The sequence below is a fragment of the Pseudomonas sp. NFACC39-1 genome (genome assembly GCF_900110355.1).
Taxonomy (GTDB): domain Bacteria; phylum Pseudomonadota; class Gammaproteobacteria; order Pseudomonadales; family Pseudomonadaceae; genus Aquipseudomonas; species Aquipseudomonas tehranensis.
Window position 1 is genome coordinate 324,149 of record NZ_FODL01000006.1, and the last position, 21,556, is coordinate 345,704.

Below are 21,556 nucleotides of genomic sequence, written 5' to 3' on the forward strand. Positions count from 1 at the left end.
AACCAGGCAACTCGGTGCGCCAGGAAGATTGCGTTAACTGCTTTAGGGCCGCTACGCAGCCCAACGGGGATAAATCCCCTCGCCACAAAAGAGGCGCACTCGCCTAACTGAGATCACATTGCCGAGTTGTGCTTGCAGATTAAAAGTCAGTAGGTTGTAGTTTGTTCCATGAGAGCTTTGCTCCCTCGCCACAAATTCCTGATCAGTTGCAACCGCCGGACATGTCCCAAATGCGCGATTTCCACGAAAACAGTCATTTGCGCACCTAGCCCAAGCCTGCGCGGCTGTCTAAAGTGCGGCGTTTTCCACCCTTGCGGGCGTATTTATGAATCTCTGGTTCCGACTGTTGCTCATGCTGTTTCGTCGTCCCTGGCGCAAGCCGACCGGCCCCTTGGATACCACCGTGGTGCGCATGCGGGTGTGGCCGTTGGACCTGGACCTCAACCGCCACGTCACCAACGGACGTTATTTCACGCTGGCCGACGTTGGGCGAATGGATTACGTGTTGCGCAGCGGCGCCTACAAAGTGGCTTTGCGCAACCGGGCAGTGCCGATCGTGGGGGATGTTTGGGGCAAGTTTCGCCGGGAGCTGAAGCTGTTCGAGGCGTTCGAGGTGCACACTCGCTTGCTGGGCTGGGACGAGAAGTGGACCTTCATGGAACACCGTTTCCTGAGCCAGGGACGTGTGGTGGGCGTGGTGATGATGCGCGGTCTGTTCCGCTCGGCCCAGGGCACGATTGCACCAGGAGAGTTTATTCGCGCATTGGGGCTGGCCGAACAGTCACCGGCCATGCCCGAATGGCTCAGCGCCTGGTCGCAAAGCTGCGATGGCATGAGCCTTACGCTTCGGGAGGAGGAAAGTGGGCGTACGGTTGGCTGAACGGGTCATGACTGACATCGATCCGCGCCAGCCGGCACTGCACATCCCTCCCCCACAACAGCGTGAGTCTTACTGAACGGTTTTCAGCTTGACCACATCACCGGACACCTTGGTGGTGTAACCGGTCAGGACCCAGGCCCAGAACCAGTCTTCCTGCACTTGGGTGTTGATCATGGCGTCGCCGCCCTTGGCCAGGATCGCGGCATTCTGAGCGCGCACGAAACGGTTGTTCTGGCGGATCGGGATCATGCCAAACAGCAGCAAGCCGGTGGCTTTCGCTTCACTGTGGCCGACCACGGTGTATTGGCTGCTGTCGTATTGCTTGGTTTTCATCGGGGTGCCGGTGCAACCCGCCAGGGCCAGGCCAACCAGTGCGCAGGCGACAATTTTGCTGAGGTGGTTCATTGAATACTCCATGAGAAAACGCCCGGGATCCATCTCTCGGGCGGCGCGTACTCTAACCGATCAGCGTCAAATTGACATCACTGCGCTCAACCCGCCCCAAGGCTCGGCGCAGAGCCATTCGTCAGTTGCCTCTGCAGCGAAACGGTCGCTCGTCGATACCATGGACACTGTGCCACGGAAGGTAATCCTGCCCATTGCGGCTGATGCGTGATGGCCGATTCCGTTGGAGCATTGACCATGATTGATCTGACTGTCTGGAACATCACCCTGCCCGTGCAGACCCCGGCGCAGGTCGTGGCGACCAAGGCCATGCCCAAGCTGCAGAACAAATACTTCAACCGCTCAGGCGAGCGGATTATCTTCTGGGCGCCGGTGAACGGCTCCCATACCGGTAAAAGTGACTACCCACGCTCTGAATTGCGCGAAACCACCAAAGACGGCAAGTTGCGCAACTGGCGTTACAACAGCGGCGTCAATACCCTCAAAGGCACCTTGGCGGTGAACCAGGTTCCCTCCCAAGGCCGCGTAGTCGTGGCGCAGATCCACGCCAAGGATGCCCCTACGCCGCTGTTGAAACTGGTGTATCGCTACGCCAAGGGCACCGGCAACATTGATGTGGAATATCGGGTAAAACCCAAGGACAAGAAGAGCCCGGTGATCTATACCGTGCCGAAAGTGGCACTGAACAAAACCTTCAGCTACTCCCTGCAAATGGACAAGCAAGGCAAGCTCACGGTGCTGATCAACAACGTTGGCAAGCAGGTGAAGCTGGACCGCTCCTGGCATCCCTACAACTTCTACTTCAAGGCCGGCGTCTACACGCTGGATAACGTCGGTTCTTCCAGCGAAGGCGGGAAAGTGACCTACACCAAACTGGACGTCAGCCATAAATGACTGACGTCCAGCACCTCAAGCCTTTGAAGCGGCCACGACCGCCTGCCGGCCGTTGAAGGTAAACAGGAAGCAGACGAACACCAGCAGCGCAAAACCGGCCGGGAACAGCCAGATGTTTTTCCACTCATGGCCGCCGTCCACGGCATAGTGATCGGTCACCTGCCCCGCTACCCAGAAGCCGATCAGCATGCCAACGCCATAAGTCGCCAGCGTGATCAGCCCCTGGGCTGAGCTGCGAAAACGCTCCGGCGCCTTGGCGTCGGTGTAGATCTGCCCCGAGACAAAAAAGAAGTCATAGCAGATGCCGTGCAGGGCAATGCCAGTAAAGAGCATGAACGCCAGGTCGCCGTTATTGCCGTAGGCAAACAGCACGTAACGCAGCGCCCAGGCCAACATGCCGACCAGCAGCGCCAGCTTGATGCCAAAGCGCTGGATGAACAGCGGCAACAGCAACATGAACAGCACTTCGGAGACTTGCCCGATGGCCATTTTTGCCGTGGGGTTGCTCATGCCGGTTTCGGCCAGGAACGGGTTGGCGTTCTGGTAATAGAACGCCAGGGGAATGCAGATCAGGATCGAGGCGATGAAGAACACCAGGTAGCTGCGATCCTTCAACAGGCCCAGGGCATCCAGACCCAGCAGTTGTTTGACACCACCTGCGCTCGCTTGCGCCTTGAGCGGTGCGGTGGCCGGCAACGTGAAGCTGTAGAGTCCCAAGACCAGCGAGGCGATGCCCGCCATCAGGAAGGTATTGCGCAAGCCGCCTGCCGAGATCGCTTCGCGCGAGTCCCAGGCAAACACAAAGCTGATCACCACGCCCGCGACGATCCAGCCGATCGTGCCCCACACCCGGATGCGGGAGAACTCCAGCGCCGGGTCGCGCATCTGGCGGAACGCCACCGAATTGACCAGGGCCAGGGTCGGCATGTAGATCACCATGTACGCCAGCACGTACGGGTAGAACACGCTGAAATCCGCCGCCGAATACAGCTGATACAACAACACCGCGCCCAACAGATGCAGCACCGCCAGGATGCGTTCGGCATTGAAGTAGCGGTCGGCGATCAGGCCGATCACGAAGGGGGCAATGATCGCTCCCCAGGACTGGGTGGAAAACGCCATGCCGATCTGCCCACCGCTGGCGCCCAGGGTGCTGGACAGAAAGGTCCCCAGGGTGACGAACCAACCGCCCCAGATAAAGAACTGCAGAAACATCATCACGCTCAAGCGTGCATTCATCATGGTCATGACTGTCACCGTTTTATTGTTGTTCTTGTGAAAAAACAAAGCCGAACACAGCCTTTGTGGCTACAGGATTCATTGTGGGAGCAAGGCTTGCCCGCGATACAGGCGCCTCATTTCCCCAGGGACCGCGTTAACTTCATCGCGGGCAAGCCTTGCTCCCACAGTAAGTCCCTTCGCCAGAGGGTGCTGTGCTGGGCCTGATACAGGCTCACCTCAGCAGGCCCAACAGCCGCCGGTTGGAATCCTCATCGGCCGTTACCCCGGCAAAATCGTCAAACGCCTTTCGGGTTTTGCTGATCATGTGCTGGCGGATGAACGCCGCGCCTTCTGCGGCGCCCTGTTGCGCGTCCTTCAGGCAACACTCCCATTCCAACACCGCCCAGCCGCTGAAATCGTATTGGGTCAGTTTGCTGAAGATCGCTTTGAAATCGATCTGGCCATCGCCCAGCGAACGGAACCGCCCGGGACGATCGACCCAGCCCTGATAACCGCCGTACACACCGGAACGGGCGTCGGGCCGGAACTCGGCGTCCTTGACGTGGAACATGCGGATGCGTTCGTGGTAGCGGTCGATGAAACCCAGGTAGTCCATCTGTTGCAGGAGCAAATGGCTGGGGTCGTAGAGGATCGCCGCCCGAGGGTGATGATTGACGGCCTGCAGAAAGCGTTCGAACGAGGCGCCGTCATGCAAGTCCTCACCCGGATGGATTTCGTAGCACAGGTCCACGCCGGCTGCGTCGAAGCAATCCAGAATGGGCCGCCAGCGTCGGGCCAGTTCGGCGAACCCTTGCTCCACCAGGCCAGAGGGACGTTGCGGCCACGGGTACAGGTACGGCCACAGCAACGCACCGGAAAACGTCGCATGGGCGCTAAGGCCCAGGCGCTGGCTGGCGCGGGCAGCGAGCTTCAATTGCTCGATCGCCCATTCGGTTCGTGCCTGGGGCTGGCCACGCAGATGGGCCGGGGCGAAGTCGTCGAACAGCGCGTCGAAGGCCGGATGCACCGCCACCAACTGGCCTTGCAGGTGCGTCGACAACTCGCTGATCTGGACACCGGCCTGGGCGCAAATGGCCTTGAGTTCGTCGCAGTAATCCTGGCTCTCGGCGGCGCGAGCCAGGTCGATGTATTGCGTGCCCGAGGTCGGCAGTTGAATGGCCTTGTAACCTTGTGAGGCCGCCCATTGGGCGATGTTCGCCAGGGTGTCGAAAGGCGCGTCGGCGGACATGAACTGCGCCAGGAAAATACCTGGGCCACGCAGGCCTGTCGGTGTTTGGGCAATGGGATTCACGGCGGGGCTCTCCTGATTCATTGTGTGCAGGCCAGTGCGGTCCACTTGGTATCGCCACGATGGTTGGCGATGGCCGCTTCGATAAAGGCCATGCCCCGCAGACCGGTTTCGATACCGGGTACGCCGGGGGCGTCTGGTCCTGGTGCCGCGGCCCGTATGGCACGGGCAAAATCACCGTAGAGGTTGGCCATGGCCTCCAGATAACCTTCAGGATGGCCGGCCGGCAGACGCATCCGCTGGCGGGCGGCCTCGCACAGCCAGGGCTGACCAACACCGGAACGCAAGACTCGCAACGGTTGGTCGATGGGACGATGGATCAGGCTGGCCGGCTCTTCCTGGCGCCATTCCAAGCCACCCTTATCGCCATACAGGCGGATTTTCAGCGGGTTCTCTTCACCCGCGCAGACCTGACTGGCAATCAGCACGCCACTGGCGCCGCCGGCCATGCGCAACAGCATCGCCGCGTCGTCGTCCAGTTGCCGGCCCGGAATGTGGGTGCCCAATGCCGCGCATATCTGTTCGATGGGTTGGTCGGCGACGAACTCCGCCAGGGAAAACGCATGGGTGCCGATGTCGCCAATGCAACCACCCAACCCTGACTGTTCAGGATCGTCACGCCAGCCGGCCTGTTTGTTGCCTTGCCCGGCGACGTCCTGACTGAGCCAGCCCTGGGGGTACTCGACCAGCACTTTGCGCACCGTGCCGATCACGCCGGTGCGCACCATCTCCCGGGCCTGCCAGACCATCGGATAACCCAGGTAGGTGTGAGCCAGGCCGTAGAGCCGCTCGCTGCTTTCAAGCACTTGCTTGAGGGCCAGCAATTCACCCAGATTCAAAGCGGCAGGCTTTTCACTGAGCACATGAAACCCCGCCTTCAGCGCCTGACTGGCGATGGGGGCGTGCAGATGATTGGGGGTGACAATGACCAGCAGTTCCATGCGCAGGTCCGCCGGCAGCGCCGCTTCGCTGTCGAGCATGCCTTGCCAATCGTTGTAGCAACGGTTTGCAGCCAGGCCCAGGGCCGCGCCGGTCTGCTGATTGTTGTGCGCATCACGGCTGAACGCACCGCACACCAAGTCAAAACCACCGTCCAGACCCGCGGCCTGACGGTGGGCCTGGCCAATGAAAGCGCCCTCTCCACCGCCGACAAAGCCCATTCTTATTTTCGCTGCTACAGGATTCATCGCGACTCTCTTAGGCTGGGACTGATGACAATGTAACCGGTTACATCATGGCGGAAATCTAGGCTCAGTTTTGCGGCATGTCAAACCCGTTGGCACATGCATGAGCATTTGTGCGACGCGCAACCTGCGGTAAGCTCCCCAACCGTGCCGGCATTCCTGGCGCCGAATCGAGGTGATTTTGTCCAATATCCGTGAAGTGGCGCGGCTGGCCGGTGTTTCGGTGGCCACGGTTTCCCGAACGCTGAAATCTCCCGAACGGGTGCTGCCCCAGACTCGGGACAAGGTTAATGCGGCGGTGGAACAGGCCGGTTATCGGCCCAACCTGATGGCCGTGCAGTTTCGCTCCCGGCGAACCGGCAACCTGGTGATACTGGTCCCGACCATCGCCAACACCTTTTTCGCCCGGGTCATCAGCGGGGCCCAGCAGGCTGCGCAGGCGGCCGGCTATCGATTGTTGTTGTGCGACACCCAGGGCCAGGTCGAAATCGAGCGCGAATTTGCCGCCCTCGTCTACGCGCACCAGGCCGACGGGGTGATCCAGTTGCGGGCGAGCAACCCGTTCGAATCGCTTCCCGCGGGCGCCGAATGCTTACCGCTGGTCAACGCCTGCGAGGTGGTCAAGGGCGCGCCCTACCCGACCATCAGCCTCGACAACCGGGCCGCCGCCCAGGCCATGACCGAACACTTGATCGGCCTCGGCCACCGGCGCATCGGCATCATCAAAGGGCCCCGAAGCAGTCCCCTGACCCTGGACCGCGTGGCCGGTTATCAGGATGCCTTGTGCCAGGCCGGTATCGCCGCCGACCCAAGCCTGATCTGTCACGGTGACTTCACGCTGAAGGCCGGCTACGAGGGGGCCGGCGCCATGCTGGCCTTGGCCGAGCGCCCCAGCGCGCTGTTTTGTGAAAACGACGAGATGGCCATTGGCGCGCTCAAGCGCATCAAGCAAATGGGCTTGCGGGTGCCCGAGGACATTTCACTGGTGGGTTTTGATGACATTCCTTTCGCCGCGTATTGCGATCCACCGCTGACCACCCTGTCCCAACCTGCCGAAACCTTCGGCCAGAGAGCGGTGCATATGCTGATCGCCCTGATCGAGAAAAAGCCGATTGCCGAACGCCATGTCGTGCTGCCGTTCGAGTTGACCGTGCGCGGCAGCAGCGCCGCGCCAAGCCCGGCGTTTAACAAGGAAGCTTAAAAAAACGATGCCCATCACCTTTTGATGCGCTATTGACTCGCCACCTGCGGGCCCGTTTCGACTACAGTGGCACTACTCTGCATAAAGCCATAACAAGACGGAGAGTTTCCCATGCGAGTCAACAAGCGTTTTACCCTTCTGGCCGCCGCAGCAGCCCTGGTGGTCACGACCACAGCCCAGGCAGCCCCGGCGTACATCAACATCCTGACGGGGGGCACCAGCGGGGTTTATTACCCAATCGGGGTCGGCCTGTCGCAGATTTATAGCAACGGGATCGAAGGTTCCAAGACCTCGGTACAGGCCACCAAGGCCTCGGTGGAAAACCTCAACCTGCTGCAGGCCGGTCGCGGAGAGCTGGCACTGGCGCTGGGCGACTCGGTGGCGGACGCCAAGAACGGCGTGGAAGATGCCGGTTTCAAAGCCCCTCTGACCAAACTGCGGGCCATCGCCGGCGCCTACCCCAACTACATCCAGATCGTTGCCAGCCAGGAATCGGGCATCAAGACCCTGGCCGACCTCAAGGGTAAATCCATCTCCGTGGGAGCGGCCAAATCCGGTACCGAGCTCAATGCGCGGGCCATCCTCAAGGCCGCAGGGCTGAGCTACAGCGACATGAAGGTCCAGTACCTGCCGTTCGCCGAATCGGTGGACCTGATCAAGAACCGTCAACTGGATGCCACGCTCCAGTCCTCCGGGCTTGGCATGGCGGCCATTCGTGACCTGGCCTCGACCATGGCGCTGAACTATGTGTCGATCCCGGCAGACGTGGTGGCGAAGATCGGCAACCCGGCCTACCTGAGCGCAGATATTCCGGCCAATACCTACGACGGTCAGGCCGAAGCCGTGCCGACCGTGGCCATCACCAACATCCTGGTCACCCGCGCAGACGTTTCGGACGAAGTGGCCTATCAGATGACCAAGCTGATGTTCGATAACCTCACTCGCCTGGGCAACGCCCATTCGGCGGCCAAGGACATCAAGCTGGAAAATGCCGCGAAGAACCTGCCTATCCCTCTGCATCCCGGTGCCGAGCGCTACTACAAGGAAGTCGGCGCGCTGTAGACCGACCCGGTGCAGCGGCGATGATCGCCGTTGCACCCTCCTGGTTCGCACCTTCGATGTAGACAAGAGGCTTTCAGTTAATGAGTGAAATTCAGCACGGTCTTCCCTCCGACCCACGAGACTGGCCCAAGACGCTGTTCTACGTGGCCCTGCTGTTTTCTGTATTCCAGATCATCACCGCCGCCTTCTCCCCCATTTCCAGCCAGGTGCTGCGTGCCGTGCACGTGGGTTTCCTGTTGTGGGTGGTGTTCCTCAGTTATCCCGCCTATGGCGCAAGCCGCCCCTGGCAACCCCTGGCGTGGGTGCTGTCCCTGGCTGGCATCGCCACGGCCGCGTACCAATGGGTCTTCGAGTCTGACCTGATCCAGCGCTCCGGTGACTTGACGTCCACGGACCTGATCATCGGTATCGTTTTGATCGTGCTGGTATTCGAAGCGGCGCGGCGAGTGATGGGGATTGCCCTGCCGCTGATCTGCGGGTTGTTCCTGGCCTATGGGCTGTTCGGTGAATACTTGCCGGGCGAGCTGGCCCATCGCGGCTACGGCTTCGATCAGATCGTCAATCAACTGTCCTTTGGCACCGAGGGCCTCTACGGCACGCCCACCTACGTATCGGCCACCTACATTTTCCTGTTCATTCTGTTCGGTTCCTTTCTTGAAAAGGCCGGAATGATCAAACTGTTCACCGACTTCGCCATGGGCCTGTTCGGCCACAAGCTCGGCGGCCCGGCCAAAGTAGCCGTGGCCTCCTCTGCCTTGATGGGTACCATTACCGGTTCCGGCATCGCCAACGTCGTGACCACCGGGCAATTCACCATCCCGCTGATGAAACGCTTCGGCTACAAGGCCGCGTTTGCCGGCGGCGTGGAAGCCACCTCGAGCATGGGCAGTCAATTGATGCCGCCGATCATGGGCGCCGTGGCGTTCATCATGGCCGAGACCATCAACGTGCCATTCGTTGAGATCGCTAAAGCGGCGCTGATTCCCGCGTGCCTGTACTTCGGCTCGGTGTTCTGGATGGTTCACCTGGAAGCCAAGCGCTCCAATCTCAAGGGCTTGCCCAAAGACCAATGCCCCAGCGCGCTGGGCGCCGTCAAAGAAAACTGGTATCTGCTGATCCCCCTCGCCGTGCTGATCTACCTGCTGTTCTCCGGTCGCACGCCGCTGTTTTCCGGCATGGTCGGACTGGCGCTCACCGCCATCGTGATTCTCGGCTCGGCGATCATTTTGCGGGTGTCGAGTTTTGCAATGCGCTGCGCTTTCTGGATCGCCCTGGGCATCCTGTGCGTGGGCTTTTTCCAGTTAGGCATCGGCGTCATATTTGCGGTGATCGCGGTGTTGGTGGCGATCTGCTGGTTCATCAAAGGCGCGCGGGAAACCCTGACGGTTTGCCTGCACGCACTGGTGGACGGCGCGCGGCATGCGGTGCCGGTGGGGATTGCCTGCGCCCTGGTGGGGATCATCATCGGCGTGGTGTCGTTGACCGGTGTGGCGTCGACCTTCGCCGGCTACATCCTGGCCATCGGCAAAGACAACCTGCTGCTGTCGCTGATCCTGACCATGCTCACCTGCCTCGTACTGGGCATGGGCATTCCGACCATTCCCAATTACATCATCACCAGCTCGATCGCCGCGCCCGCCCTGCTGGAACTGGGCGTGCCGCTGATCGTGTCGCATATGTTCGTGTTCTATTTCGGCATCCTCGCCGACCTGACGCCGCCGGTAGCACTGGCCTGCTTCGCCGCTGCGCCCATCGCCAGGGAAACGGGGCTGAAAATCAGCTTCTGGGCGGTGCGCATCGCCCTTGCCGGCTTCGTCATTCCATTCATGGCCGTCTATAACCCGGCGCTGATGCTCCAGGGCGACAGCCTATGGATGACCGCTTACATGCTGATCAAGACGATGCTGGCGGTCGGGCTCTGGGGCATGGCGTCCACCGGCTACCTGCAACAGAAAATGCCGATCTGGGAACGCCTGATGTGTTTTGCCGCCGGGGCTTTGTTGGTCGTGGCGCTGCCGCTGACCGATGAGATCGGCTTCCTGTTGGGGGCCCTGCTGATCTTTCAACACGTATGGCGCTCGCGGCGCACTGGACGGGCCTTGGCGTGATCGGTTTGTGCCTGGGCCTGGCCGGTGCGGTCTGGGCCCAGCTTCCTGTCACTGATTTCACCCTGGCGTGGAATCACACCATCGAGAAAATCCGGTGGGAGGAAGATTACCGTGTGACTGAACAAGGCCTGGTTCTGGGCGAAGCCAGGGTCAGGGGCAACGGCGCCGGCATGGAAGTTCCGGACGGTGCCCGGTTGAAAAACGGCAGTTGGCACTATCAGCGCCGGTTGCCGCCCCTGCAACCGCTGAAACTGGGGCGAACACCCGAGGCGGGTGATTACCAGTTGTGCTTCGACGGGGCTTGCCAGCCGATGAGCCATTGGCTCGGACCGCCCAAGGCAAGCCAGCCGACTGTGGAGTTATGGAGTTGCGGATAACCAGGTCCCCTGGTCCAAACAGAACGCTGTGGCGAGGGGATTTATTGTGGGAACAAGGCTTGCCCGCGATGAAGGCCACGTGGTCTCTGGAGAAACGAGTCGCCTGTATCGCGGGCAAGCCTTGCTCCCACACCTGATTCTCTCGCCACAAGGAACCGCAGGGCGAGAGGGTCAGTCACTCAGGCAAACGTCGCCCCACGGGTATTCACAAACAGTGCATACAACGAGTGGCTGCCGGCCATGAACAGGCGATTACCCTCTCGTCCGCCAAAGCAGACGTTAGGGCAGCGCTCCGGCAGGGAGATGTGTCCGATAGCCTTGCCCTCGGGGTTGAACACTCGCACACCGTCGAGCTTTTCCAGGTCGGCCTTGGGATCGCCATTACCGCCCCAACCGCACCAGAGGTTGCCACTCTCGTCGCATTTGAGCCCATCGATGGCCGCGTAATCCAAGCCTTCGATGTGCTTGCGCCGCTCGCCCAGGGTGCCATCGTCCTTGACCGTGATCGCCCACACCAGGCGGTTCGGCTTGGCCCGGCCTTCGACCACGTAGAGGAGCTTCTCGTCCGGCGAAAAGCACAGGCCGTTGGGCCCTGCCATGTCGTCGATGACCCGGGTGACCTTGCCGGTTTCACCGTCAATGCGGTACACCGCGTGGGGCTGGGCAGGTGCGACTTTGTGCCCTTCGTAGTTGTTGCCGGTCTGGAACGGTGGATCGGTGAACCAGACAGAACCGTCGCGCTTGCACACGATGTCGTTGGGCGAGTTGAAAGGCTTGCCCTCGAAACTGTCCGCCAGCACGGTGAGGGTGCCGTTGTGCTCGGTGCGGGTGACGCGCCGGCCTTCAGTCGACGTGGTGGAGCCTTCGCAGACCAGCAAGCGCCCTTGGCGATCACGGCACAGGCCGTTGGAAAAGTTGGAGTTCTCGCGGTAAACCGACAGGCTGTCGGTGACTTCATCCCAGCGCATGATGCGGTTGTTGGGAATGTCACTGACCAGCAAATAACGACCGTCGCCCACCCACACCGGCCCTTCCGCCCAGCGCAGGCCAGTAGCGAGCTTTTCAACACTGGCGTTGAACAGCCGCAGGTCCATGAAGCTGGGGTCGAGGATCTTGATCAGCGGGTCAGGGTAACGCTGGCTCAAGGGTTCTGCCTGAGTCAGCCCGGGCAGGTTGCCCAGCGTTGCGGCGGCGGCCGAAACCACCAAGGATTTTTTCAGGAACACCCGGCGGCCCTGGTGGGCGGTCGTTGCAGGTTGCGAAGCATCCATCGTGCGTCTCCGTTAATTATTATTGGACGGCGACGACTGTTTTACTCCGTGATAGGACATCGTACAAGTAGGCCGCCTACCCTGCGCAAGAAAAAATTCAGTGCGCGTGGAGCGGGATCCGTACGGTGAAGGTGGTGCCCGATCTTGCCTTGGAATGAACCTCGATAGTGCCCTTATGGGCGGATACGATGGCTGACGCGATGTGCAGCCCCAGCCCGAGCCCAGCCGTAGAGCCATACTGCATGTCGCCGTTGCGCAATTGCCGGACCATCGGGTTGAAGATGCTGGCAATGGCGTCTTTCTCGATCGGCTTGCCCTGGTTGTTGATGGCAATCACCGCAGTATCTTCTTCGGTGCTCAGTGAAACGGTAATCGGCGCCCCCTCGCTGCCATGCTGGACGGCGTTGCCGATCAGGTTGGCGAACACCTGCTCCATGCGCGCCTGATCAAACAGGCCTTCCAGGGCACCGGTGGTTTCAAAGATGATTCTGCTTTCCGGGTGATAAGCCCGCGCCTCTTCCACCATGCCTTCACAGGCCGCCACCAGATCACCATTAAAGCGCTGCACCGGAATGCCCGAGCCCAACTGGGTACGGGTAAAGTCCAGTAGATCGCCGACAATCTTGTTGGCCCGCTTGACGCTGGTGTAAATGCGCGAAGATATCTTGGTGGCTTTGGCGGGCAGGTCGCCTGCCCGCAATAGCACCTCTGAGCTCAGCAAGATCGCGCCCAGGGGGCTGCGCAGGTCATGCCCCAGAATCCCGAGAAAAATATTTCGTGAGGCATCGACGGCGCCCGAATAACTGACCACCGATTCCGCCAGGGCCTGATCCACCGCTTCGTTGAAACGAATCAGATCGGTCATGACCTGCTCCTGATCCAACTGGGTCTGCGGCATCCAGAGCAACAGCACGCTGGTGCGCAGCGCACGGTACTCCGAAACCATCTGCTCCACCGTAAACCCCGAGGACTGGCGAATGACCGCATGGGTTTCGGCTGCGGTTTCAGCCTCTGCCGCTGGCGCATCGCCCTGGGACTTGGCGATCTGTTCCTTGACCGTCTGCGAAGTGCGCAGGTCAGCGGCAATGGTGCGCAGCATTTGCTCGGCGTGATCGCGCAAAGCCAGCGAATCCATGCCATGGGAGGCCGGTGTGATGGTTTTGGCGAAGTCTTCCCACGCCTGAAGAATCGGCTCGATATTGTCGAGAATGAAATCAGCCAGGCGCATGGGTTGCTCCGCGGAAGGGGTAGATCAAGGGCGCTGTGGAAACAACCCAACGATCAGGTTGTTGTACAGCAAACCAACGAACAATGTGCGGCGGACCTGCGAGGGATCGCTGTAAATCGTTAGATGGCTTTCAGGATGCGAAGCTTGTGTCTTGCATGCCTATGGGGTAAAAACCCAAGCCGAGTTGTACGACAACCTATAACTACGATAGCCGGTCCGAAGCGTTTTGCTTTGGCGGCCTGCCTTTGAGACGCCCTGCCATGACCCGCTCCACGGCTGCACCTGACACCCCCACTCCGTTACCGCGGCACCTCGCCGTGCTGGTTCTGCTGTGCATGGGATGTGCCTTCGCCGGCAACCATGTCGCCGCCCGTGCGGCATTTGATGACGGTGCGGGGGTCTTACTGGCGATCCTGCTGCGCTCGGGCGGCACCCTGCTGGTGCTGGCCGCCATGGTGCTCTGGCAACGCCAGAACCTGCGCCTGCCGCAAGGCGTCTGGCGCTGGCAACTGGCTCTGGGGTTGTTGATTGCCGCCCAGAGTCTGTGCCTGTATTCCGCCGTGGCGCGGGTCCCGGTGGCCCTGGCGCTGTTGGTGGGCAATGTCTTTCCGATCCTGCTGGCGTTGCTGACCTGGGCACTGGGCGGGCCACGTCCCACTGCACGGACTGCCACGTTGATGGGCATGATCCTGGTGGGCCTGGTGTTCGTGCTGGAAGTACCGGCCCGACTGTCGTCGCAAGAGAGCGTCGGCCCACAATGGTTGCTGGGTGTTGGCCTGGCCTTCAGTGCCGCCTGTGTCTTTGCCTGCGCGCTGTGGATCACCGACCACAAATTGTCCCAAGTACGCGGTTCGGTGCGCAGCCTGCTGACCATTTTCATTGTGTTCAGCAGCGTCAACCTCGCCGGCCTGACCGGCGCCCTTCCCGGTGGCTTCGACCTGCCGGCCAGCAGCACCGGCTGGTTCGCCCTGGCGACCCTGGTGGTGCTCTATGGCACCGGGTTTATCGTGCTGTTCATCTCCGTGCCCCGCCTGGACATGCCACGCAACGCCCCGGTGATGAACATCGAACCGCTGGCGACCCTGCTGATCGGCTGGCTGGTGCTGGACCAGATGCTCAACCCGGGCCAGGTGATGGGCGGCGCGATTGTGGTCACCGGCATCGTGTTGCTGACCTATCGCAAGGTCGAGCGCATCTGCGAAAAAGCTGTGTAGGAGCTGTGTAGGAGCTGTGTAGGAGCTGTCGAGTGCAACGAGGCTGCGATCTTGCCCCAAACAATTGAGTCCCAAGCGAAAGATCAAGATCAAGATCAAGATCAAGATCAAAAGATCGCAGCCTTCGGCAGCTCCTACGGTCGGCGAACCGCCCTCACCTTCGCACTGCCGCCACCGCCGCAAAAGAACCGGTCGGCGCCGTCTGACTCAAGCCCCGACACACCGATCCCCGCCGGCATCGTCACGCTTTCCAGCACTTCTGCGGTTTGAGGGTCGATGCGCCGCAGGTCGCTTTCATCGTTTTCCCAGGTACCGTGCCAGAGTTCGCCGTCGACCCAGGTCACGCCCGTGACGAAGCGGTTGGATTCGAGGGTGCGCAGGATCTTGCCCGTGGAGGGATCGATCTGGAGGATTTTGCGCGCCTTGTACTGGCCGACCCAGAGGGATCCTTCGGCCCAGGCCAACCCTGAGTCATCCCCGCTATTGGGCGCCGCAATGGTCGCCAGTACCTGACCGGTGCGCGGGTCGATCTTGCGAATGGTGTCTGCGGCGATCTGAAACAGGTGCTCACCGTCAAAAGCCGTTCCAGCGTTTGCCGGGACGTCCAGCGAACGCAACATCTGGCCGCTGGCGGGATCGAGTGCGTGCAACTTGTCGCCGGAAGCAAACCAGACGAGCTCACCGTCATGACTGACACCGTGTACACAGTCAACGCCCGGAAAAGGACCGTATTCACGCAGGATCTGGGCATCTGAACGTTTCATCTTGCAAGCCTCATCGTTGGAGTGTGACTGCATCCTAACCATTGGGCAGCAGCGCGGTGAGTAACAATACCGTCGTGAATCCGGGCATCGGCGGCGCCATCCAGCGACAGGCCCGCCCACGCCCGACCGACTGCACCTGGCCCGCCGCGGCCAGCGTGTCGAGGGCCCGTTGCACGGTGCGCTGGCTGACATCCAGGGCCAGCGCCAGGGCAGAACTGGACCATGACCCGCCATCGGCGAGCAACGCCAGCACTGCGGCGTGGGGCTCCTCCACAGGACGCGCCAGCACCACCACTTCCCCGCCCCTGCACGGCACCAGGGCAAACCCATGCCGGGTCGCTGTCACCTCGGCCAGCGGGCGAAGCACCGCGCGCAGCCGCCCGACTTCGACCCGCAGTCGGGCGCGATGGGATTCATCCGTCAGTTTCAAGCCAAAGGCCTGGGCAACGAGCGTTTCCCTGGACACCTCGGCCGGCCAGGCTTGAGCCAATTGTCTGGCGAGGGCGAACAACACCGGGCGCCTGGCAAGGGAGATCCGCTGGCTCGCCCGGTTTACCCCATTGCGACATGCGTCCACCACCAACGCGTCGCTGGACAGGAGTGCTTCAACGTCCTCAAGGACCAGCAACCGCTCCTGGCCCCCCGCAATCAGACGGGCCGCCGGCGTCTGCAGGACGCGCCAGGCGCTTTCGACTTCGGCAGTCAGCGCGCCGATGCCCGCTTGTCGTGCGGCCTGGCCGGCACGTTCGAGCGCGGCCCGTGCGGTTTTCGTTCGTAACCGTCGCATGGCAATGCCCGCCACCACCAGTTCGCAAGCGGCTCTGGACGGCGCAGGTAGACAGCTTGGATCAAGGTCAACCAACCTGGACTCGGCCTCATCGAGATGGCCTAGCAACAGCAAGCGGCGGATTTCGATTGAGCGTGCGTGGGCGACGTTCGTCCGGTCGCCATGGCGTTCAAGCACCGCCCGCGCAGCCTCCAGGCGCTTCACCGGCCAGGCCAGATCACGGGACGCCAGGGCGATCTCACCCTCGGCCACCACGCACCGCGCCTGTGCCACGGCCTCCCTGGGCCCGAAGGCCCGAGCCGCCCGCCGCATCAGCGCCCTGGCCCGCTCCAGCTCGCCCAACTGGGCCATGGCAATGCCGCGAAGCGCCAAGGCCGGCGCATCGTCACGCAGGGAAACGCGATTGAGCGCGGCCACCGGATCCCCCGCCGCCAGTGCTCGTGCTGCAGCGCTGATCAACGCATCCGCTGCCATCGTCCGGTTTCCCCTCGCCACAGGTTGGGGTGTCGCGGTCAGAGACGGATGTCCCCCGCCGGCAGCACATCGATCCGCGACACCGCGCTGCTCAGGCGTCCCAGCCGGTTGTTGTGGTTGGCAATGATCTGCTCGGCCGCCATGCTGCCGTTGTCCACGGTGGAATGGGCGTCCGCGGCCAGCACCACGTCGTACCCCAGGGCATGGGCCTGGCGTACGGTGGCGTTGACGCAATAGTCGGTTTGCAACCCGCAGATCACTACGCGATCAATCATCCGGGCTTGCAGCAGCGACAGCAGATCGGTCTGGTAGAAGGCGTCCGGCGTGGTCTTGCGGACTCGCAAGTCATCCGGTGCAGTCAACAGGCCGTCGGCCAGTTGCCAGGCGCTGGAACCATAAGTCAGCGACCCCTCCAGCTCTTCGTGCTGGATCAGGATCACCGGCAGGCCGACGGCCCTGGCCCTGGCGCTGAGGTCGTTGATTGTCCGGAGCAGGCGTGGGCTGTCGAAGCACTCTTCTTCGCCGCTGCACAGCGCGCTCTGGACATCGATGATCAGCAATGCGGTGTTCATGACGTTCCTCTTCAAAACGTGTTGGATCCCGACAACAGATTAACCACCTACCGATCATTCCATGTCGCGGATCGCTTCAAAAACACTAGGCAGTATGGCCCGGTTTGCGTAGTACGCCTGTTCACCGTCGCTTGGGTGACGCAAAAGCCAGGTTTGGGATAGGCTCGTGCGGCTCATCCCTCACCGCACAAGGACATTGCCGATGACGCTACGAATCGAACGTACGGACACCCCTACCGCAGCAGACCGCGAGGCGATCCTCGTCCCGCTGCGCGCCTACAACACGGCCAAGACCGGCGGCACGGTGCCTGAGCTGGTCGCCTGGCTGGTACGCGACGAACACAGCGACGAAATCATCGGTGGGCTCTACGGTCGAGTGTTCTTTCGCTGGTTTTATATCGAGTTGCTGGTAGTGCCGGAACAGGCCCGTGGCCAGGGCACCGGTTCAACATTGATGCAGATGGCCGAAGACTTTGCCCGGACGAAAAACTGCGTGGGCATGTGGCTGGACACCTTCGACTTCCAGGCGCCGGAGTTCTACAAAAGACACGGTTTCACAGGCTGTGGCCAGATCGACGACTACCCGCCAGGTCACCAGCGTTTCTTCTTCCAGAAGCGCCTGGACCAGCCTGATTGAAATACGGACCCTGTGGGAGCGGGCTTGCTCGCGAAAGCGGTTATGTATTCAACATTGTTGTTGACTGACCCACCGCTTTCGCGAGCAAGCCCGCTCCCACATGGGGTTGCGGGTGTTCACAGTATCTGCAAACGACACATAAACCTGTGGGAGCGAGCCTGCTCGCGATAGCAGTGCAAGTCGCCTACAGACAAGTCGCCAACGCCGCCAACCGGCGCTTGGCCACAAAATCGTCATGCTGGGCGTAATAGCTCAACGCGGTACCCGTGGCGCTGCCTTGCACATCGACAAACGATTCGGCCGAGCGGGTGTACACCGTCGTGCCGCCCTTCTGAGCCGGTTGCAGGTAGGCACCGGCATCCACGCCAAATACCGCTTCGTCCTGCCAGGAAAACTGCACGCATTGGGCCACGACCTGTTCCGGCTTGTCGGAGGTCAGTGTCTTGTAGGGCGCTTGAGTACGGGCCTGGTTCATCGCCGAACCCGCGCAGCCAACCAGCAACATTGCGGCCGCGGCCACCATCAGCATTCGCATTGCGTTCACTCGTAGAGAAAAAAACCGACTGTAGCACTGCGGCCTGGGCCTTCATGCTGCTTTACTGAAATTTATACGCGACACCGGGCGATGATTCGCGCAACCTGTCGCGCCATTGCCACTTGCCCGCGCGGAACAGCCCATGACACCCAATGCCGAGTTCTACAAACCGACCACCGAATACGCTGACAAACTGATCAGCCAGATCGGCCAGACCCCGGCCTGGATCGCCAAGCGAATCGGCGTCACCGACAAGCGGATTCGCTACATCCTCGACGGTGAACGTACGGTCAAGGGCGAAACCACGCCGATACAGATGACCTACACCGAACAGTTCGCCCTCGAATGCCTGGCCGCTGCGGCCAAGGCCAGCAAGAAACAACCCCCGGCACCCAAGGAGTGACCATGGCGGCAACCGAACAGCAACATGAACGAGCGCTGGAAAAATTTCTCGATGAACGCCCCGAGCTGCGCGTCGAACTGGACAACCTCAACCCGCTGCTGGCCCAGGCCAAGGGCGAGACCGCTGCGCAGTATCGCGCCGAGCGCTTGCATGAGGCGTTCGAAGCCGAAGCCGAGCGCCAGGGCCTGTTCGCTTGGGAACTGACCCTGCAACTGACCGCCGCTTCGCCCCAGGACTACGAAAACCAGCGCATGGAAGTCCACAAGGAAGTGGCACAGATGGCGGGGATGGAGTGGGCGGAGTATTGCGAGTTGAATGGGCTCGAGCAGTAGCTCGAATGGATTGAATACCACCTGTGGCGAGGGGATTTATCCCCGCTGGGCTGCGAAGCGGCCCCTCTTTCGCCACCGTGGCCTGTCTGATACACCGCGTTGGCGGGTCAAGGGACTGCTTCGCAGCTCCACGGGGATAAATCCCCTCGCCACAAGATGAATCCCCTCGCCACAAAGTATCCAAAGCATGCCCCTTTGTGTTGAATCCCCTGGCAATCGCCCCCCCGCCCATAAAGCTTTATCATGGCCGCAGTTTTGCTGATCGGGTCTGTCATGAAGTTTGCCATCGCGTTGTTTTCCGCCGCCCATGCACCCTCCTCGCGCCGCGCCCTGTTGTTTGCCCAGGCCGCGCTGGCCGGTGGGCATGAAATCGTGCGGCTGTTTTTCTATCAGGATGGCGTCTATAACGCTGCCGACAGCCTCGTAACGCCCCAGGATGAACAGGATCTGCCCCAACAGTGGCGCGCCTTTGTCAGCGACAACCAGCTCGACGGCGTGGTCTGCATCGCCGCGGCGTTGCGCCGTGGTGTGCTGAACAATGAAGAGGCCCAACGTTACCAGCGTTCAGCGGTCAGCGTCGGCGCGCCTTGGGCCTTGTCCGGCCTGGGCCAGTTGCACGACGCGATCCAGGACGCCGACCGCTTGATCTGTTTTGGAGGCGCGTAATGGCCAAATCCTTATTGCTCATCAGCCGCCAGGCTCCCTGGTCAGGCCCCAGCGCCCGGGAAGCCCTGGACATCGTACTGGCCGGGGGCGCGTTCGACCTGCCCATCGGTCTGTTGTTTCTCGACGACGGCGTCTTGCAGCTCGCCAGCGGCCAAAACGCCAAGGCGCTCCAGCAAAAGGACCTGAGCGCGAACTTGCAGGCGTTGCCCATGTTTGGCGTCGAGGACCTGTACGTCTGCGCCGACAGTGCCGCCGAACGTGGCGTTGCAACCGCTGCCCTGGCGCTGGACGAGCTGAACATACTCAGCGCGCCGCAGATCGCCGCGCTCATTGATCGTTATGACCAGGTGATCACCCTCTGATGTCGACTTTGCATGTGTTGTCTCATTCCCCCTTCGGCGATAGCCGCTTCACCAGTTGCCTGCGCGTGCTGGGCGAGCAGGACGCACTGCTGCTGTGTGGCGACGCGACGTACGCTTTGCGAGCCGCCACGGTGCCGTTTGCAGAACTGCAACGCAAAGGCCTGAAGCTCTTCGTGCTTGGCGAAGACGCCCAAGCCCGGGCCCTGGACATTCCGCAATGGGCCGAGGCCATCGATTACCCGGCGTTCGTCGCGCTGTCGATCCACCATGACAAGGTCAACACCTGGTTATGAACGTGCTGAACGTGGGCCAACGCGCCATTGCGCTGGACAAGGACGGCTACCTGGCCGATCTCAATGACTGGTCGGCCGAAGTCGCCACGGCCCTGGCCGCCGCCGAAGACATCCAGTTGAGCGCCGAACACTGGGAAGTCCTCGAACTGCTGCGCGGCTTCTACGACGAATTCCAGCTCTCCCCCGCGACCCGGCCGCTGATCAAGTACACGGCGCTGAAACTGGGCGCCGACAAGGGCAACAGCCTGCACCTGAACCGATTGTTCAAAGGCACTCCCGCCAAACTCGCCGCCAAGCTGGCGGGCCTGCCCAAACCGACGAACTGCTTATGACCGACTTCCCATCGCTGACCCTTGAGACCCCGGCCGAACATCCGTTCGCCCAATTCGTGCGCATCCTCGGCAAAGGCAAGCGCGGCGCCCGTGACCTGACCCGCGAAGAAGCGCGGCAAGCCATGGGCATGGTGCTGGACGAACAGGTCGAAGACACCCAACTCGGCGCCTTCCTGATGCTATTGCGGCACAAGGAAGAAAGCGCCGAAGAAATGGCCGGTTTCACCCAAGCCTTGCGTGAACGCCTGCAGCCCCCGGCGTTGGCGGTGGATCTGGATTGGCCGACCTACGCCGGCAAGAAACGTCATTTACCGTGGTACCTGCTGGCGGCCAAATGCCTCGGGCAGAACGGTGTGCGGATTTTCATGCACGGCGGCGGCGCGCATACGGCGGGCCGGCTCTACAGCGAGCAACTGCTTGGCTTGCTGAACATCCCCCTGTGTCGCGACTGGCAGCAGGTTGGCACAGCGCTGGACAATGGTGGCCTGGCCTTCATGCCGCTGGTGGACTGGGCTCCGCAAATGCAACGGATGATCGACCTGCGCAACACCCTGGGCTTGCGTTCACCGATCCATTCCCTGGCGCGGATCCTCAACCCCCTGGGCGCCCGTTGCGGGCTGCAAAGCATTTTCCATCCGGGCTACCAGGCGGTCCACCGCGATGCCAGCGGTTTGCTGGGAGACACCGCCATCGTGATCAAGGGCGACGGTGGCGAGATCGAGATCAACCCGGACGCCGACAGCCACCTGTATGGCACCTGCGGTGGGGTGAGCTGGGATGAGGAATGGCCGCGACTGGCCGAACAGCGCCACGTCAAACCGCAAAGCCTCGACCCTGAGCACCTCAAAGCCATTTGGCGAGGCGACGTTGAAGACAGCTACCCGCAATTGGCGCTGATCGCCACCATGGCCCTGGCCCTGCGCGGCCTGGGCCTGGCTCGGGAAGAAGCTTTAGAGCAAGCCCGCCAATACTGGGCGGCGCGGGATCGATCGATTTAACCGATCATCAACGCCCAACCTTTGCGCTTTTTGTTCGAACCTATGGG

The 21,556-nt window shown here is 61.5% G+C and carries 25 protein-coding genes; 15 read left to right on the forward strand and 10 right to left on the reverse strand.

The genetic code is table 11. The annotated features are described in order from the left end of the window. Window positions 1-325: 325 nt before the first annotated feature. Entirely contained in the window at window positions 326-880 is a 555-nt protein-coding gene (locus BMY45_RS15685; protein ID WP_092399129.1) for a thioesterase family protein, read from the forward strand. 69 nt (window positions 881-949) lie between these two features. On the opposite strand, the gene BMY45_RS15690 is transcribed toward BMY45_RS15685, so the two are convergent. Then, complete coding sequence (locus BMY45_RS15690) at window positions 950-1,285, reverse strand: lipoprotein (protein ID WP_047227691.1); 336 nt, start codon at window positions 1,283-1,285, stop codon at window positions 950-952. A gap of 237 nt (window positions 1,286-1,522) precedes the next feature. Here BMY45_RS15690 and BMY45_RS15695 point away from each other — a divergent pair, with 237 nt between their 5' ends. Continuing rightward, window positions 1,523-2,179 carry a polysaccharide lyase family 7 protein gene (locus tag BMY45_RS15695; RefSeq protein ID WP_092399131.1) on the forward strand — a complete coding sequence of 219 codons (657 nt, stop codon included), beginning with the start codon at window positions 1,523-1,525 and terminating at the stop codon, window positions 2,177-2,179. 15 nt (window positions 2,180-2,194) lie between these two features. Here the strand turns inward: BMY45_RS15695 and BMY45_RS15700 are convergent, their stop codons facing one another. The 3 genes from BMY45_RS15700 to BMY45_RS15710 form a co-directional block, all read right to left on the reverse strand. Further along, window positions 2,195-3,427 (reverse strand): nucleoside permease, encoded by a 1,233-nt coding sequence (locus BMY45_RS15700; RefSeq protein WP_092399133.1) that lies wholly within the window; start codon window positions 3,425-3,427, stop codon window positions 2,195-2,197. 205 nt (window positions 3,428-3,632) lie between these two features. After that, window positions 3,633-4,733 carry a sugar phosphate isomerase/epimerase family protein gene (locus tag BMY45_RS15705; protein ID WP_092399135.1) on the reverse strand — a complete coding sequence of 367 codons (1,101 nt, stop codon included), beginning with the start codon at window positions 4,731-4,733 and terminating at the stop codon, window positions 3,633-3,635. Beyond that, on the reverse strand, window positions 4,730-5,896 hold the full coding sequence (locus BMY45_RS15710; RefSeq protein WP_092399137.1) for a Gfo/Idh/MocA family protein: 1,167 nt from the start codon (window positions 5,894-5,896) through the stop codon (window positions 4,730-4,732). The genes BMY45_RS15705 and BMY45_RS15710 overlap by 4 nt, the downstream gene beginning before the upstream one ends. 178 nt (window positions 5,897-6,074) lie before the next feature. On the opposite strand from BMY45_RS15710, the gene BMY45_RS15715 reads away from it, so the two are divergent. From BMY45_RS15715 to BMY45_RS15730, 4 genes are all read left to right on the forward strand, one after another. Continuing rightward, window positions 6,075-7,094, forward strand: a complete 1,020-nt coding sequence (locus BMY45_RS15715) for a LacI family DNA-binding transcriptional regulator (RefSeq protein WP_092399356.1) — start codon at window positions 6,075-6,077, stop codon at window positions 7,092-7,094. 111 nt (window positions 7,095-7,205) lie between these two features. Next, window positions 7,206-8,156: a TAXI family TRAP transporter solute-binding subunit gene (locus BMY45_RS15720; protein ID WP_092399139.1), complete on the forward strand. Its 951-nt coding sequence runs from the start codon at window positions 7,206-7,208 to the stop codon at window positions 8,154-8,156. Window positions 8,157-8,236: 80 nt separating this feature from the next. Next, window positions 8,237-10,264 carry a TRAP transporter permease gene (locus BMY45_RS15725; protein WP_092399141.1) on the forward strand — a complete coding sequence of 676 codons (2,028 nt, stop codon included), beginning with the start codon at window positions 8,237-8,239 and terminating at the stop codon, window positions 10,262-10,264. Then, entirely contained in the window at window positions 10,261-10,641 is a 381-nt protein-coding gene (locus tag BMY45_RS15730) for a DUF1850 domain-containing protein (RefSeq protein ID WP_092399358.1), read from the forward strand. Before BMY45_RS15725 ends, BMY45_RS15730 begins: the two co-directional genes overlap by 4 nt. 179 nt (window positions 10,642-10,820) lie before the next feature. Here BMY45_RS15730 and BMY45_RS15735 read toward each other — a convergent pair whose 3' ends face one another. Then, window positions 10,821-11,912 (reverse strand): SMP-30/gluconolactonase/LRE family protein, encoded by a 1,092-nt coding sequence (locus tag BMY45_RS15735; RefSeq protein ID WP_092399143.1) that lies wholly within the window; start codon window positions 11,910-11,912, stop codon window positions 10,821-10,823. Window positions 11,913-12,009: 97 nt separating this feature from the next. Further along, on the reverse strand, window positions 12,010-13,140 hold the full coding sequence (locus BMY45_RS15740; RefSeq protein ID WP_092399145.1) for a sensor histidine kinase: 1,131 nt from the start codon (window positions 13,138-13,140) through the stop codon (window positions 12,010-12,012). Window positions 13,141-13,400: 260 nt separating this feature from the next. Between BMY45_RS15740 and BMY45_RS15745 the strand changes: the two genes are divergently transcribed. After that, entirely contained in the window at window positions 13,401-14,354 is a 954-nt protein-coding gene (locus BMY45_RS15745; protein WP_092399147.1) for an EamA family transporter, read from the forward strand. 134 nt (window positions 14,355-14,488) lie between these two features. Here the strand turns inward: BMY45_RS15745 and BMY45_RS15750 are convergent, their stop codons facing one another. The 3 genes from BMY45_RS15750 to BMY45_RS15760 are packed head-to-tail and all read right to left on the reverse strand — an operon-like array spanning window position 14,489 to window position 16,951. Continuing rightward, entirely contained in the window at window positions 14,489-15,118 is a 630-nt protein-coding gene (locus tag BMY45_RS15750; RefSeq protein WP_092399149.1) for a Vgb family protein, read from the reverse strand. 34 nt (window positions 15,119-15,152) lie between these two features. Beyond that, window positions 15,153-16,379 carry an HTH domain-containing protein gene (locus tag BMY45_RS15755; protein ID WP_092399151.1) on the reverse strand — a complete coding sequence of 409 codons (1,227 nt, stop codon included), beginning with the start codon at window positions 16,377-16,379 and terminating at the stop codon, window positions 15,153-15,155. 38 nt (window positions 16,380-16,417) lie between these two features. Beyond that, a complete protein-coding gene (locus tag BMY45_RS15760; protein ID WP_092399153.1) occupies window positions 16,418-16,951 on the reverse strand; it encodes a cysteine hydrolase family protein in 534 nt (177 codons plus the stop codon). A gap of 202 nt (window positions 16,952-17,153) precedes the next feature. On the opposite strand from BMY45_RS15760, the gene BMY45_RS15765 reads away from it, so the two are divergent. Beyond that, a complete protein-coding gene (locus BMY45_RS15765; RefSeq protein WP_092399155.1) occupies window positions 17,154-17,588 on the forward strand; it encodes a GNAT family N-acetyltransferase in 435 nt (144 codons plus the stop codon). A 184-nt stretch (window positions 17,589-17,772) separates the two neighbouring features. Here the strand turns inward: BMY45_RS15765 and BMY45_RS15770 are convergent, their stop codons facing one another. Then, complete coding sequence (locus BMY45_RS15770; protein ID WP_092399157.1) at window positions 17,773-18,123, reverse strand: hypothetical protein; 351 nt, start codon at window positions 18,121-18,123, stop codon at window positions 17,773-17,775. Window positions 18,124-18,265: 142 nt separating this feature from the next. Here BMY45_RS15770 and BMY45_RS15775 point away from each other — a divergent pair, with 142 nt between their 5' ends. The 7 genes from BMY45_RS15775 to BMY45_RS15805 all read left to right on the forward strand — a co-directional run bounded on the left by BMY45_RS15775 (window position 18,266) and on the right by BMY45_RS15805 (window position 21,509). Continuing rightward, the gene (locus BMY45_RS15775; protein ID WP_092399159.1) at window positions 18,266-18,526 is read left to right on the forward strand and encodes a hypothetical protein; all 261 of its coding nucleotides are present in this window, start codon (window positions 18,266-18,268) and stop codon (window positions 18,524-18,526) included. Window positions 18,527-18,528: 2 nt separating this feature from the next. Beyond that, on the forward strand, window positions 18,529-18,858 hold the full coding sequence (locus BMY45_RS15780) for a DUF6388 family protein (RefSeq protein WP_092399161.1): 330 nt from the start codon (window positions 18,529-18,531) through the stop codon (window positions 18,856-18,858). Between the two features lie 273 nt (window positions 18,859-19,131). Then, a complete protein-coding gene (gene tusD, locus BMY45_RS15785; protein ID WP_092399360.1) occupies window positions 19,132-19,524 on the forward strand; it encodes a sulfurtransferase complex subunit TusD in 393 nt (130 codons plus the stop codon). Next, on the forward strand, window positions 19,524-19,886 hold the full coding sequence (tusC, locus tag BMY45_RS15790; RefSeq protein WP_092399163.1) for a sulfurtransferase complex subunit TusC: 363 nt from the start codon (window positions 19,524-19,526) through the stop codon (window positions 19,884-19,886). The genes tusD and tusC overlap by 1 nt, the downstream gene beginning before the upstream one ends. After that, window positions 19,886-20,179: a sulfurtransferase complex subunit TusB gene (gene tusB, locus BMY45_RS15795; protein WP_092399165.1), complete on the forward strand. Its 294-nt coding sequence runs from the start codon at window positions 19,886-19,888 to the stop codon at window positions 20,177-20,179. Before tusC ends, tusB begins: the two co-directional genes overlap by 1 nt. Further along, window positions 20,176-20,511 carry a TusE/DsrC/DsvC family sulfur relay protein gene (locus tag BMY45_RS15800; RefSeq protein WP_092399167.1) on the forward strand — a complete coding sequence of 112 codons (336 nt, stop codon included), beginning with the start codon at window positions 20,176-20,178 and terminating at the stop codon, window positions 20,509-20,511. Before tusB ends, BMY45_RS15800 begins: the two co-directional genes overlap by 4 nt. Further along, window positions 20,508-21,509 (forward strand): glycosyl transferase family protein, encoded by a 1,002-nt coding sequence (locus BMY45_RS15805; protein ID WP_092399169.1) that lies wholly within the window; start codon window positions 20,508-20,510, stop codon window positions 21,507-21,509. The genes BMY45_RS15800 and BMY45_RS15805 overlap by 4 nt, the downstream gene beginning before the upstream one ends. The last annotated feature ends 47 nt before the right edge of the window (window positions 21,510-21,556 follow it).